The 13,495-nt window shown below is 44.6% G+C and carries 17 protein-coding genes; 5 read left to right on the forward strand and 12 right to left on the reverse strand.

Features of this window, described 5'->3' with window-relative positions; genetic code table 11:
- Positions 1-4: 4 nt before the first annotated feature.
- Both fdhD and GVN20_RS14225 read right to left on the reverse strand, forming a co-directional pair.
- The gene (fdhD, locus tag GVN20_RS14220) at positions 5-847 is read right to left on the reverse strand and encodes a formate dehydrogenase accessory sulfurtransferase FdhD (RefSeq protein ID WP_166558975.1); all 843 of its coding nucleotides are present in this window, start codon (positions 845-847) and stop codon (positions 5-7) included.
- A gap of 125 nt (positions 848-972) precedes the next feature.
- Entirely contained in the window at positions 973-1,389 is a 417-nt protein-coding gene (locus GVN20_RS14225) for a molybdenum cofactor biosynthesis protein MoaE (protein ID WP_166558976.1), read from the reverse strand.
- 136 nt (positions 1,390-1,525) lie between these two features.
- Between GVN20_RS14225 and GVN20_RS14230 the strand changes: the two genes are divergently transcribed.
- From GVN20_RS14230 to GVN20_RS14245, 4 genes are read left to right on the forward strand one after another with little or no spacing between them, the layout of a single operon-like run.
- Positions 1,526-2,794, forward strand: coding sequence for a metallophosphoesterase (locus GVN20_RS14230; protein WP_166558977.1), 1,269 nt, complete (start codon positions 1,526-1,528; stop codon positions 2,792-2,794).
- Between the two features lie 10 nt (positions 2,795-2,804).
- Positions 2,805-3,077, forward strand: coding sequence for a GNAT family N-acetyltransferase (locus GVN20_RS14235; protein WP_166558978.1), 273 nt, complete (start codon positions 2,805-2,807; stop codon positions 3,075-3,077).
- A gap of 11 nt (positions 3,078-3,088) precedes the next feature.
- On the forward strand, positions 3,089-3,394 hold the full coding sequence (locus tag GVN20_RS14240) for a phosphoribosylpyrophosphate synthetase (protein ID WP_166558979.1): 306 nt from the start codon (positions 3,089-3,091) through the stop codon (positions 3,392-3,394).
- Positions 3,395-3,414: 20 nt separating this feature from the next.
- Entirely contained in the window at positions 3,415-4,788 is a 1,374-nt protein-coding gene (locus GVN20_RS14245) for an FAD-binding oxidoreductase (protein ID WP_166558980.1), read from the forward strand.
- 132 nt (positions 4,789-4,920) lie between these two features.
- On the opposite strand, the gene GVN20_RS14250 is transcribed toward GVN20_RS14245, so the two are convergent.
- The 9 genes from GVN20_RS14250 to GVN20_RS14290 all read right to left on the reverse strand — a co-directional run bounded on the left by GVN20_RS14250 (position 4,921) and on the right by GVN20_RS14290 (position 12,159).
- Complete coding sequence (locus GVN20_RS14250) at positions 4,921-5,364, reverse strand: OsmC family protein (protein WP_114065951.1); 444 nt, start codon at positions 5,362-5,364, stop codon at positions 4,921-4,923.
- A 153-nt stretch (positions 5,365-5,517) separates the two neighbouring features.
- Positions 5,518-6,771 carry an MFS transporter gene (locus GVN20_RS14255; protein ID WP_166558981.1) on the reverse strand — a complete coding sequence of 418 codons (1,254 nt, stop codon included), beginning with the start codon at positions 6,769-6,771 and terminating at the stop codon, positions 5,518-5,520.
- 88 nt (positions 6,772-6,859) lie between these two features.
- Positions 6,860-7,087, reverse strand: coding sequence for a hypothetical protein (locus GVN20_RS14260; protein ID WP_166558982.1), 228 nt, complete (start codon positions 7,085-7,087; stop codon positions 6,860-6,862).
- Between the two features lie 93 nt (positions 7,088-7,180).
- Complete coding sequence (locus GVN20_RS14265; RefSeq protein ID WP_166558983.1) at positions 7,181-7,771, reverse strand: TetR/AcrR family transcriptional regulator; 591 nt, start codon at positions 7,769-7,771, stop codon at positions 7,181-7,183.
- A 154-nt stretch (positions 7,772-7,925) separates the two neighbouring features.
- Complete coding sequence (locus tag GVN20_RS14270; RefSeq protein ID WP_166558984.1) at positions 7,926-9,284, reverse strand: NAD(P)/FAD-dependent oxidoreductase; 1,359 nt, start codon at positions 9,282-9,284, stop codon at positions 7,926-7,928.
- 161 nt (positions 9,285-9,445) lie between these two features.
- Positions 9,446-10,348: a carbon-nitrogen hydrolase family protein gene (locus GVN20_RS14275; protein WP_166558985.1), complete on the reverse strand. Its 903-nt coding sequence runs from the start codon at positions 10,346-10,348 to the stop codon at positions 9,446-9,448.
- A gap of 10 nt (positions 10,349-10,358) precedes the next feature.
- Positions 10,359-10,967, reverse strand: coding sequence for a GNAT family N-acetyltransferase (locus GVN20_RS14280; RefSeq protein WP_166558986.1), 609 nt, complete (start codon positions 10,965-10,967; stop codon positions 10,359-10,361).
- Between the two features lie 57 nt (positions 10,968-11,024).
- Positions 11,025-11,426, reverse strand: coding sequence for a nuclear transport factor 2 family protein (locus tag GVN20_RS14285; RefSeq protein WP_166558987.1), 402 nt, complete (start codon positions 11,424-11,426; stop codon positions 11,025-11,027).
- A 142-nt stretch (positions 11,427-11,568) separates the two neighbouring features.
- The gene (locus tag GVN20_RS14290; protein WP_166558988.1) at positions 11,569-12,159 is read right to left on the reverse strand and encodes a YdeI family protein; all 591 of its coding nucleotides are present in this window, start codon (positions 12,157-12,159) and stop codon (positions 11,569-11,571) included.
- Positions 12,160-12,364: 205 nt separating this feature from the next.
- Between GVN20_RS14290 and GVN20_RS14295 the strand changes: the two genes are divergently transcribed.
- Positions 12,365-12,760: a DUF6326 family protein gene (locus GVN20_RS14295; protein WP_166558989.1), complete on the forward strand. Its 396-nt coding sequence runs from the start codon at positions 12,365-12,367 to the stop codon at positions 12,758-12,760.
- 1 nt (position 12,761) lies between these two features.
- On the opposite strand, the gene GVN20_RS14300 is transcribed toward GVN20_RS14295, so the two are convergent.
- Positions 12,762-13,349: a Crp/Fnr family transcriptional regulator gene (locus GVN20_RS14300; protein ID WP_166558990.1), complete on the reverse strand. Its 588-nt coding sequence runs from the start codon at positions 13,347-13,349 to the stop codon at positions 12,762-12,764.
- Between the last annotated feature and the right edge of the window lie 146 nt (positions 13,350-13,495).

Below are 13,495 nucleotides of genomic sequence, written 5' to 3' on the forward strand. Positions count from 1 at the left end.
AAACTTAAATAAAAGCCCTGGTTTCATTCTGTAATGCTAGACGATCAGGCCCCGAATACACATTAAAACGCCCATCTCGTGCAAAGCCGATGAGGGTTTGACCAAAACGCTCGGCGGTTTCGATGGCCAAGCTTGAAGGAGCACCCACCGCCACCACCACAGGAATATTTAGAGCCAATGCCTTATGTAAAAGTTCAAAACAAGCGCGCCCGCTCAGTACTAAAATGTGCTGATTGAAAGGGAGTGATTTATTTATCAGGGCCTTCCCCGCAATTTTATCCACGGCATTGTGTCGCCCCACGTCTTCGGCCGAAAGTATAAGATTGCCTTCCCAATCAAATAGCCCTGCGGCATGGATGCCGCCTGTTTCGTCAAAAAGTGATTGATATTCGTTTAGTTTTTGGGGCAACGACCCAATCAATTCGGTTGATAAAGGCGGAAGATTCTCCGCAAAGTACAGATTTTCGTAAGTGTAGCCCAAGGAATCCAGCGATGATTTTCCGCAAACCCCGCAGCTGGAGGTCGAGTAAAAATTGCGTTGGAGTTTTTCCAACTCAGGCCGCACTTCGGGTTTAAAGTGAACGGTGACGGTATTTTCGAGTCCAATCGTTACTTTGTCCAACTGATTTTCTAATAACATCCCTTCCGTAAACATAAAACCCACCGCCAAAGCTTGGTCATCGCCCGGGGTGCGCATGGTAATCGACAGCGGGCGTTCGACCCATTTATCATTGGAATCCTGAAATCGGATGCGGATTTCCACAGGCTCTTCTACCACAACGGTGTCGGCCACATAATGGGTGCCTGCGCGATTTGACCGCCATATCATTACATCTTTGGTGCTCATAGGTGTGGGATTACATTTACAGTTTTGCGGTTTATCACTTTGCAGTTTTTTATCACTCTGTCATTTTGTAATTTGTAATTTTCTGTTTTACGGTTTTTCATTTTTCTGTTCTAACCGTTTCAATTTCAAGGATGCGCCGCAACCCATACTTCTCCATCCTCAAAAAACTCCTTTTTCCAGATGGGAACGGTCTCTTTGAGGGTATCTATTGCAAACTGACAGGCTTCAAAAGCGGCGTTTCGGTGGGCGCAGGCAACGGCAATAACCACGGGGATTTCGCCGATGGCTAATACTCCCACGCGGTGGTGAATGGAAATCTTTAACACTGGCCAACGCCGAACGGCTTCTTCCGCAATTTTTTGCATCTCTTTGACCGCCATCGGGGCATAAGCTTCAAATTCCAAACGCAATACGCGCTTGCCTTTGGTGTGATTTCGTACCGTACCCACAAACGTTACAATTCCGCCTGCTTCGTCGGATAAAACATAGTCAAAACAAGTTTGGGTGGATAACGTTGTATCTAACAATTGAATATCAATCATAAAGAGGTAAAAAATAGATGATGGCCAAAAATAGTGACTTCATCCTAAAAAATGGCCGTTTCCCACAAATCTACTTCCATTATACACTTTTTAGGTCGGTATTTTGTTACAGACTGAAACCCATTCTCACAGATATATGAATCGACTCCCAGCCATCCTTATCACCATTGGCATTTTCTTTTTGTTGGATTATTACGTTTTCCAAGCCGTCCGCACCCTCACCCGCGACAGTCCTGCCGACACGCGCCGTCTCATTCACGGCATTTATTGGGCTATTCCCGCCGTTAGTTTAGTGGTTTGGATTGTGACCCAATTTCTGGTTCCGCCAGATTCCCTCAGTCGCATGACCCGCCAATTCATCTGGACTGCTTTATTGATTCCCTATTTCGCCAAATTCTTCGCCCTGTTTATTCTTTTGATTGACGATGTCATTCGGTTTGGAAAATGGGTGACAGGCTTCTTTACCAACGGTTCGTCCAGCGTCCAATCGCCCACGTCGGCACCCCAAGCCGATGCGATTCCCCGTTCGGAATTTTTGATGAAAACGGCCTTGGCCGTGGCGGGCACAACAATGTCAGGGTTTACCTACGGCATTATTTCGGGAGCGCATGATTACCGCATTCGTCGGGTACGCATTCCCGTCAAAAACCTTCCCAAGGCGTTTGACGGTATCAAAATCGGTCAGCTTTCGGATATTCACTCGGGCAGTTTTTTCAATAAAACAGCCGTAAAAGGAGGTGTTGAAATGCTCATGGCCGAGAAACCCGATTTGTTTTTTTTTACTGGCGATTTGGTCAACAATACCGCCGATGAAGTAAAGGATTACATTGATATTTTCAAAAAAATCAAAGCACCCTTGGGGACATTCTCGGTCTTAGGAAACCACGATTACGGTGATTATTACCAATGGACAAGCGCAGAAGCCAAGCACCGAAACCTTCAGGACTTGAAGGAAGCCCACCGCCTGATGGGCTGGGATTTACTGTTGGACGAGCACCGCGCCATCAAAGTTGGCAATGAGCAAATCGGCCTTTTGGGGATTCAAAACTGGGGCATGGGAGGTTTTGCCAAATATGGTAACCTTAAAAATGCCTACGAAAATACCCAAGATTTTCCAGTAAAATTATTACTTTCACATGACCCAAGCCATTGGAACGGACAAGTAACACCGACTTATAAAGACATTGATGTGGCCTTTGCGGGGCACACCCATGGGATGCAGTTTGGCGTCGAAATCGGTGGTTTTCAGTGGAGTCCAGTGCAATATCGTTATAAGCAATGGGGCGGGTTGTATACTGAAGGCGACCAACATTTGTACGTAAATCGCGGGTTTGGTTACATTGGTTATCCTGGGCGGGTGGGGATTCTACCCGAAATTACGGTCGTAGAATTAGTGAAAGCCTAAAAAGTACCGCATGAATATCATAAACAACGTTGAACGTCATCGTTTTGAGGCAGAAGTTGACGGAGAAATGGTCTTTGTGGAATATCAATGGAAAGAAGGAACGATTTATATCCTTCATACTTTCGTGCCGCACGCATTGCGTGGCAGGGGATTAGCCGCTCAATTGGCCGTGTTTGTCCTTGATACCATCAGAAAAGAACAATGGCCTGTAAAAATCTATTGTCCTTTTTTTAAAAAATACATTCAAGAACATCCTGAATACCAAGATTTAACGCACCTTTAAACATACTCAACATGCAAGCTTACGACACACTTTCTGAGACCATGGAGGCCCTTCGTCAAGAAGGCTATGTAGAAGATTTTAACCTGAGAGAAGATTGTCTGGAATGTCGTGAAGGACAATTCAAAGTGTTTGCCGATGAGTTTAAAATTGATGAGTTTTTTCGATTTGAAGGCCCAACCGACCCCGCCGATGAGGCGGTTTTGTACGCCATCTCATCCGAAAATCATCAAATCAAAGGACTTTTGGTGAGTGGTTATGGCATGTACACTGAAGGCGTTACCAATGATTTACTGGCAAAGCTTCAGTTTGATAAATAATTCTTTTTAAGTTTTTTTACGTGAATAACCCTCCTTTTTTTCAAGAACTCACCGCGCTTCTGGGCGCGCGACTCAGCGTCAATGCCGACGTTCGAGAAGCGCATGGCGCGGGATACAGCTACCATGAATGTATGCCGCCAGATGTCGTGGTGTTTCCAAACACCACCGAAGAAGTATCAGGTATTGTGTCTATCTGTGCTAAGTATGGCGTTCCGATTGTTCCGTTTGGGGCAGGAACTTCCATTGAGGGCCACGTATTGGCGTTAAGAGGCGGTATTTGCATCGACCTTCGGGAAATGAACCAAGTGCTTGAAGTCAATAAAGATGATATGTACGTACTCGTCCAGGCGGGTGTAACGCGCAATCAACTGGACGAGTTGCTCGAAAGCACGGGTTTCTTTTTTCCCATTGGGCCAGGGGTAAACGCGACCTTGGGCGGAATGGCAAGCACGCGGGCGTCAGGCACCAATGCCGTTCGCTACGGAACCATGAAAGATAACGTATTGGCGCTAACGGCCGTGCTTCCCGATGGTAAAATCATTAAAACGGGTAGTAAAGCAAAAAAATCGTCGGCTGGGTATGATTTGACGCGCCTTTTGGTCGGGGCCGAAGGCACGTTGGGCGTCATTACGGAGCTTACATTAAAACTGCACAGTGAGCCCGAAACCATCTACGCGGCGGTTTGTGCATTCCCGACGGTCGAAGCGGCGGTAGCCACTGCCATCAAAACGATCCAGAAAGGTGTGCCCATTGCCAAAATTGAACTGCTAGATGCCGCCATGATGCGTGCCATTAATCGGTATTCATCGCTTGATTATGAGGAAGTGCCGACACTGTTTCTGGAGTTTCACGGCGCGGTGGCGGAAGTAGAAGGTCAAATCCTAAAAGTGGAAGAATACGCCCATTCTTTTGGGGCGGCGGACTTTGTATGGGAAAAAGACGAAGCCCGTCACAAGCGATTGTGGCGTGCCCGAACCGACGCGGCACCCTCTGCCATGGCGCTGCGGCCAGGCGCAAAACTGATGTCGACAGACGTTTGTGTGCCTATTTCTCAACTCGCAAAGTGCATCGTAGATACGCAGCAGGACATTGAAAAAACGGGCATTATGGCACCCATTCTTGGGCACGTGGGCGATGGTAATTTTCACCTCACGATTCTTATAAATTCCGAAGATAAAGAGGAGTTTGAGCGGGCCAAAGCCTTGAATGAGCGCTTGGTACGGCGGGCGTTGGCGATGGGTGGTACCTGCACTGGAGAGCATGGAATCGGCGTGGGAAAATTACAATACATGGCCCTTGAACACGGCGACTCACTGGATATAATGCGGGCCATCAAGCACGCCATCGATCCCCAAAATCTGATGAATCCGGGGAAACTGTTGCCCGAGCGATAACGTTGGTTGCTCACAACCTCGTTTTCTATAATGCCAAAACAATAAAAAACGTTTGAAATCCCCTTATTTTGATAAAAAAGGGTAGCCTCAAAATTCTGAGACCACCCTTTTTGTGGATTCAATACTTTGAAATTACACCAACTTAGCGTCCAAGCTGATGGGCACCGCCGCTAACGCCTGCGAAATAGGACAGTTGGCTTTGGCAACACCTGCCAATTCAAGAAATTTTTCTTCTGATATGCCCGGAACGGTTCCTTCTACGGCAAGTTTGATGGCTGATACCCGAAAACCAGCATCGCCTTTTTCCATTTCAACGGTGGCTTTGGTGGCCAATTGAGTAGGAGGGAAGCCCGCACCCGTCAATTGAAAGCTGAGGGCCATTGAAAAGCAACCCGCGTGGGCAGCACCGATGAGTTCTTCGGGGTTGGTGCCTGCCTTGCCGTCTTCGCTTACAAAGCGGGCCGCAAATGAGTAAGGAGTTTCGTTCAGAACGCCACTTGTTGAGCTAAGGGTTCCGCTGCCTTCCAGTCCAGTACCTTTCCAAACGGCATTAGAAATTCTTTTGATTGCTGCCATGGTTTTGATGAGAATAGTGATTATTGGGTTGTTTAAAAAATGTTGACCAAATTGGTAACCGCAATTCTACAAAATTATTTCCCTTTTGTCATTAAAAATCAAACCTTCGACGTCAAAAAATGTAATAGTACATTGTTTGACTTGAAAATCGCCTTAGACGGGTTGCTCTTTGGGTGCTGAGGCTGCGTTCTTCTTGGCCAATTTGTTTACTCGATAAACCATATAAATGCAAGAAAGAGAAACGACTGATACTACAATTCCTAACACATCGTAGTTTTGCAGTGGACTGAAATTGTCTTTTTGGACCACAATCAGACCCGCCACAAACGAGGCGATTCCACCCGCAATTTGTTGCAGCGAGGAGTTGATGCTCATAAACGCTCCACGGTCTTGCATCTTTGGTATGGCGCTGGTGAGCGTGGTGGCAGGTACCATCCGGCTCATGATTCCCATCATCATCAATACGTTGAAAATAATAATCACCCACAACGGAACTACGGGTAGATTGGTATAAATTAGCACCATCACGACCATCCAAACGGAGGCAAACGCAAAAAGGCTAAATTTTTCGATTTTATCGCTCAGCCGCCCAATCATAGGCATCACAATGAGCGAACTGATGCCCGATACCATAAATATAATTGGCAATTGCTGTTGGCTGACTTCTAAGTTGTTGACAGCAAACGCGCTTCCGAAGGGCATCATCATAAACCCACCGATGGAAAGCAGTGCCGTGGCTAAAAAGGCGGTTTGATAATGCTTTTGGGTAATGGTATGAACTAAATGCGCTAACGCCTTACGCTCAGTTTTGAGTTTGAGGTGCTGGGTAATGGGTTTCAACACCCGCATAATAATGAGGGCTAAGACGGTGCTGAATCCAACAATCATCAAAAATGGTGATTGCCAGCCCCAAAGTGTAGCTAGATAGAGGCTGATGGGAATGCCCAATACTTGACTAGCCCCAAACCCCATCTGGACGAATCCCATCACCCGGCCGCGCTGTTCGAGCGAAAATATGTCGGTAATGATGGCCATACTGATGGAGCCAATGACCCCACCAAAAATACCCGTGAAAATGCGCGCCGCTACGAGGGCTTCGTAGGTGGGCGCCAAACCACAAAAAAGTGTACCGATGATAAAGCCGATGTAAAAAAACAACAGCAGTCGTTTGCGGTCAAATTTATCGGCAAAGCCTGCCGTCAGCAGTCCCGAAATACCAGCACTAAAAGCATAACTTGACACGACCAAACCAAATTGAGAAGGGGTAATGACCAACGATTTCATGAGCAAATCGCCCAAGGGCGACATGACCATAAAATCAAGAACAATCGTAAATTGGGTAATGGCCAACAAGGCAATGACCGATTTTTGATAGGAGGATAATGGGATAATGTTTGCTTGCTTCATGGGTGTTTTTATAAAAAGCGAGTGATATTTTTAATGGCTGTTCTAAGTAAATGATACGGGCATTTAAGAAGTCTAAAAGGAAGGGGGATTAGTCCCCTAATTCAATGCATTCAAACCCTGCCCGCAGTACTAATTCAATGATTTCCTGGGGGGAAATGTCTTCGGCTTCTACACGAAGCACACAATCACAATCTTCACAATCGACCGTCCAGCGGTTTATCTGCTCCAAGGTAGCCATAAAAGGTGCTAAAGTTGCCCGGTCTTGCGGGGTTTTGACGGTTGTTTTGAAGACTAGAATTTGAAGCAGTTTTTCCATGAATCAGCATTTTTGTACATTCAAAAACTTATTTGATAACACCAAAACGTTTCCGTTTTTTGGGGAGAATGGCATTAATTTTTGGTTAAATTTTTAGGGCTTCAACGCTTTAAGAACCAATTCAAAAGTCTGATTCATAGTTTCTTCAGAAAATTCAAAACGTTTACCCCCCAAACTGTGGCCTTCATTGTGAAATTGAATCAAATTATAAAGCGGCGCGTAAGCAACTGACCAAAACACTTCGATAGGCATGGGGCTAAGTTCGCCCCGTTGCACCGAATTATGGACAAACTGACCCATCACCGTTTTGAATTCGCCCATAAAACTTCCCATCACTTTATCCCTGAAAGAAGAACTTCGCATTTGTTGATAAAATTCCGTTTCCAGTCGATTTTCAATGGCGTACTTTGCTCGGTTGCGCCACTGAATACGAAGCCCCTCGGCAAAGGGCAGTGTGGGGTCAAAATTTTGCAGAATGGTCGCGCTAAATTTTTTGCCTATTTCAATTCCTATTTGGGTAATCAGGTCTTCTTTGTCTTTATAATAAATGTAAAGCGTAGCTGGAGAAACCGCCGCCGCTTTTGCGAGTTTTTGCATACTAAACCCTTCAAGGCCTTGATATACAATTAATTCTAAGGCTTTTTGGCGAACAAGCTGCTCTTTATTTTCGTCCCGTGTTCTCATTTAAATGCAAATATAAATGAACGTTTGTTTATTTATATTTGCTATGAATGATTTTTTTGAATTTTTGTCAGTTCCCTAGATAAAAACACTCCCCGTTTGTTGGATTCAATAATACGCAACGTGCGGGGAGGAGTGAAAATAAAATACCTGAAAATTAAGCCAAAGCGGCCTCGGCGGCTTCGGCTCCCGTAGCTACGGCACCTTCCATAAATCCCTGCCAATCAGCGATATGCTCGCCTGCAAAATGAATATTGATGAATTTGGCGGCTAATATTGGTCGGATATTAAACCACTGACCTTTGCCGTATACGGCATAACTTCCTTTGGAATAGCGGTCGCTGCCCCAATAATAATTGACTTCTTTGCGAAAATAATCTTCGGCGCGGGCTAGCGGGCGGAGGCTTTCCAACACCATTTGTTTGCGTAGGTGGTCGTCATTCCAGCCAAAAACGTCGGCTTTTTCGCCAATGCTGTATGAGATAAGCGCCCCTGATTTGGCGGGTTGGTTTTTGGTGGCGTGGTAAAAATAGTGAGCTGAGGTGTCGGTGATGAGGTCGAAATCTTCGCGTCCCCAAAAACGCTCGCTAAACAGCACCGCATGTTTGTTGATTCGGGCGTATTGCAAAGCGTTGATAGCGTTGATTTTTTCTTTGGGCAACGCGGGCGTAAATTTGATTTTTGCCAACGAAAAGGTCGGAATTGTGCAGATAAGTCGGTCTCCATCAAAGGTTTCGCCGTTGGTGCAGGTGACTTTTACTTTGCCGTTTTTTTGTTCGATGGCTTCTACGTGGTAGCCGAGTTTTACTTTATCGCTGCCGATGTGTTCGGTGATTTTGCGGGCCAAGGTGCCGTTGCCACCTTTCATTTTGAAGTCCATTTCATTTTTTTTGCTCGATTCGGCGTATTCCGATAAGGCCGAAAACCCCGAAACATGGCGGATACTTTCGCCAAAATCGGTGCTATCGAGCAGCTCGCGAAGAAACAAATCGTTTTCGGGAATGCCATTATTGACCAAAAAACGCCACCAATCCATGTTGTCTAGTTCACGTTGTTGGGCGTCAGAAAGGTTCTTGAAGTTTTTCAAAATCTCTTCAAAACGTTTTTTCCACTCTTCGCTGTACTCCCATTGGTCGCTGGGTTGGTAGCTGCCACGAAAGAGTAAATCAGTTTCAAATTGATTATTAAATAGTTCAATATCAAAGCGTTTGCAGAGTTTTTGCACTTCCTCATGTGAGCGCCCCACCCATTCGGCACCAAGCTCTACGCGGAGGTCATTGGCGTCGTCGAGTACGTGCGTAAACACCCGCCCACCTACGCGGTTGCGGGATTCGAGTACGACAAAATCCATGTTGGCATCGTGTAACTTTAAAGCCGCCGAAAGTCCCGAAAATCCTGCCCCTAAGACAATGATTCGGGCGGGCTTGGTACGAATCGCTTGGGTGAGTGAAGGGTTGGCAACAAGCGTAGCGGTACCAGCCACGGCACCTAGGTTTAGGAATGTTCTACGTTTCATAAAGGGTTGACCGTTAGACGGAATGAATAATCTAAGGCCAAAGCTAACAACTTTTTATGGCTCTTTCTTTATGAAGCGAGGGGCTTTTATTTAATGGTCAAAGGACCGAATTGAAAGTAGTAAATTCGGCCACTTCACCGTATAAACGATATGTAAAAGTATTAAACTCTCACTTTGTGAATCGCTACTTTTTCGGTTAAAAATGTACTTTGGAGGCGTTGGTGGTCTTTAAAATTGAACACCTGCCCCTCCCGTCTGACGGTTTCTATCTTGTCAAAATCAAGCGCTTCTACAAGCCAGCCCATCTTTTGTGGCGTCATGGTTTGGAGGATTCCTTCTTCGGGCAAGTCTTTGTCGGGGGTGCAATAACACGCGGCGTAGCCGAAGTTAATGTCCACGGCAGGTGACCAAAGGGCATTGCCAACGGTTTGGGAAACAACCGTATAGGCTTGATTTTCCAACGCCCGGGCCCGAGCTCCCACGTGTACCCGAGTAGCTCCCCGGAGGGTTTCGGTGCAACTCGGTGCAAGAATCAAAGAAGCGCCCGCCGCGCACAGCAGGTGGGAGCCCAGTCCAAATTCAACATCGTAACAAACCTGAACGCCGAAACTTCCCCAATCTGCTTCAAACAGGGCGAGGATTTTGGGCGCGCTTTGGATGCCCCATTCTTCGTCTTCGAAGCGCGTCATAAAAAACTTGTCTTGGTAGCCCGCTAATCCGTCGGGTGAGAAAACAAATACGCGGTTGTGTTGGTGATTTTCTTCGACTACGGGCAGGCTTGGGGCCACAATAATCACTTGATACTTTCGGGCTAATGCGGCAAAAACAGCGCAGAAATCCGTTTTAAGTGAATTTAATTCCAACACTTGCCGACGAATATCGCCCCGAATATCGGGGCCGAAAATGCTCACCAATTCCATGGAACCGTATTCGGGAAAGAGCAACAATTGCGCTTTTTGGGCTACAGCTTGCGCAATCCATTGCTCCGTATGTTTTTGCCAATCCTCAAAAGTTTTATGTTCCGTAATTGGATATTGCGCAGCGGCAACGGTTAGGTTCTTCATAGAAAAATGCTCAGGGTCGAGGATGTAGCGGACGGCACCAGTAGACCATTTTCTTGGGGGTTGATTGCGTTTGACCAATGTCTGGCCACTCAAAGGTGCTTTGCAAAGTAGGCTCTTTTTGATAGCCGCGTTTGGTCCAAAATATGTCGTTTGGTCGGTAGCTCTGCGGTTTTGAGGGGTGGTCTTCTGCGCGCTCTACCGCACAAAAACAGGTCATTTTATAAGTGCCAAAGCTACGGGCGTGGGCTTCGCGCTCGTCAAAAAAACGATGCCCTAAGCCCAGTCCACGGTAGGTGGGGACGAGGATACTTTCGCCAAAATAAAAGATGGCGTTGATGTCAAAACCCGCTTTTTCAAAAGGCAACCGAACGTCTGCGGTTTCGTCAGCCAAGGGAATGCAGGTGGTAGCACCCACCATTTCCGTGCCGTCGTAGACCGCAAACAAAAAGGAGCGAGGCACTTTGGTATAAATCTGTAAATACTCTTTTTCGTAGTCAAGTGTGCCTTCGTACAAATAAGGATAATCCCGAAAAACGGCAATGCGCAACTTCCCCAAGTCCTCAATTACGGAGGCTATTTCAGGGCCGCATTTGGCTACAAATGTAAGATTTGTGAACATGAAGGCGGATTGTTATGATAAATCTTTGCGTCTTAGCGACTCTGCGTGCCCCCCTCCTTACGATACCAATTTTATCCAAAGCGTGAGGTTGTAGTAGGTCGTTACGCGGGTGATTTTCCCTTCTTTTATTTCCAGAAATGCCGCCGCAGGCAACACATAAGATTGTCCGTGGGCCACGGGAAAGCCTTCTTCACCTTTTTTGTAGATTCCGTTTACCACAAACTCCACCGCCACGCGTGTATCGTTGGGCTCACTGAAGAAAACCATGTCGGTCAGGGTTTCTTCATAGGCATCGTCCATGCTTTGCAAAAACTCTGTAAATTTCTCAATGCCAATGCGCGGCTCGTCGGCCTGATTGGGTTCATGGCGCACGTTAGGGGCCAATAAATCCAACATTCCTTGCCAATTTTTACGGTTAAAACTGTCGTAATACTGTTTTGCGATGTCGAGAGAAGTCATCTGAAAAGTAAGTTGTTGAAAAGAAAGGTAACTTATTTTGGGGCGGTGTCAGTTCCGTTTGTGTGGAAATTTGCCAAAAAATGGCCATTTACCTCTCATCACTCATTTCACCAAAGACATTCCCGAAGCCGTATTCGTTTTATTATTTAAACTGTTTAGGCTTTAACTTTTGGGCGGCAAGTTCAGCAATTTCGGTGATTCTATTTTGGCGGGTTTCGGGTCGTTTGGCGAGCACCAGCCATTGCAAGATGCTTTTTCTGACCGATTTGCTCAAACTCAAGAAAAACTCCTCTGCTCCAGTGTTTATTTTGAGTTTGTCGGCCAAATCTTGGGGTATCGTGAGTTCTTCTACCTCATCCAAAATGCTCCACGAACCGTTTTGTTTTGCGGTTTCAATACTCTCAAAACCAGCCTGCGTCATTAGTCCTGCCTCTGTCAATCGCTGCACTTTTTCCTTGTTTATTTTTGACCAAACACTGTTCGGTTTTCGTTTGCAGAAAAACTGCATAAACTTCTCATCATCAATCGGTTTTGAAGTGCTATCTATCCAGCCAAAACAAAGGGCTTGGTCGACGGCTTCGCTCCAAGTGATGCTTGGTGTGCCAGATTTCTTTTTATAATAAACAAGCCAAATCGACTGTTTTGAACGATGATTTTCTTGCAACCATTGTCGCCAATCTTGGATGTTTGTGGGGCAAAAAGTTTCTACTTCTTTTGTGATTTCTCTGTTCATTCTTAGCGGTTTGTTTTACGATGGCTCAGGATTAGCGTTATATTTTTTAGCTCTTTAAACTTCGATTTGTCAAAGTTAGGATTCATTTCTTAACCAAAGTCAATGAAATAAAAATAGGGCAGAGATACTTTTGTGGCGTCATCGAAACATAAAATAAATGGATGTCCATTAGGGGAACAATCAACTAACTTTAAAAATAACTATAATGGAAAATAAGAAGAGTTCTCTATCAACGATTTGGATTTTTGTAACCCTAAACTACCTTTACTGCGATTTAATTGGATTGATGGATTCATCTCTATTAAAACAGTATTTAACGGGTAATGTTGATGGACTTGCAATAAATGAAAATTTTTTGCTTTATGCTGGCATACTTATGGAAATTCCAATTGCAATGGTGCTGCTTTCCAGGGTATTACGTAAAAATATGAATTGTTGGGCAAATATAATGGCTGGCAGTCTAAAAACGATTGTAATGATTATTACTCTTTTTATGGGGAGTGTTACAAAATACTATATTTTTTTTGCTTCTATCGAAATAGCCACTACTCTTTTTATTGTTGGGTACGCTATTAAATGGTTAAGACAAAAAGAAGTATAGATTAGGAATTTTGATTTTTTGTTTGCAATTTTTTTCTTATTCTACTCAACGACTCGGGCTTTACACCAATATAAGTAGCAATGTCATATTGAGGTACTCTTTGAAAAATTTCAGGCCTTGATTTCAATAGTTTTAAGTAACGTTGCTCTGGTTTGTCGGTAATGTAGGTGTTCATTAAATTTTGTTGTTCAAAAAATACACTTTCCAGTATTTGACGAGAAATGGTTTCAAATCGCGGAAACTGTTTAAATAATTCCTGCGCTTTTTGCTCATTTCCAATAACTAAACTTGTATCTTCTACACAGATTAAATTGTACTTGGATGGTGTTTTAACTTTAAAATTTTCTAATGAAATAATCCATTGTTCTTCAGTAAAAAAATTTGTTGTGATTTCGTTGCCGTCAATGAGTTTGTACTGCCTCACCAGTCCTTCAAGGATGAAATAGGTGTCATTGTTGTATTGGCCATCTTTTAATAATAAATGCCCTTTGGGTAAACTTTTTATAATCATACTCTCCGAAAGTACGTTAATTTCATCCGTAGTTAGGTTGGTTATTTTCAGAAAGTAGTTTATAAGTTTGTTATTCATCTTTTGTGCATAAGGCTGATTTATTCGATTTTATCATGAAAAAACTCAAGCTACTTTGGTAATAAATGTGGAATTTGAATACAGCTTACAAGATGAAATGCTTGTGAGATTGAATTTAAAAATTTAGTCATCGTCGTTTTCTTTTT

Origin of the sequence: Runella sp. CRIBMP, assembly GCF_009905605.1 — a bacterium.
In the GTDB taxonomy this organism is placed as follows: domain Bacteria; phylum Bacteroidota; class Bacteroidia; order Cytophagales; family Spirosomataceae; genus Runella.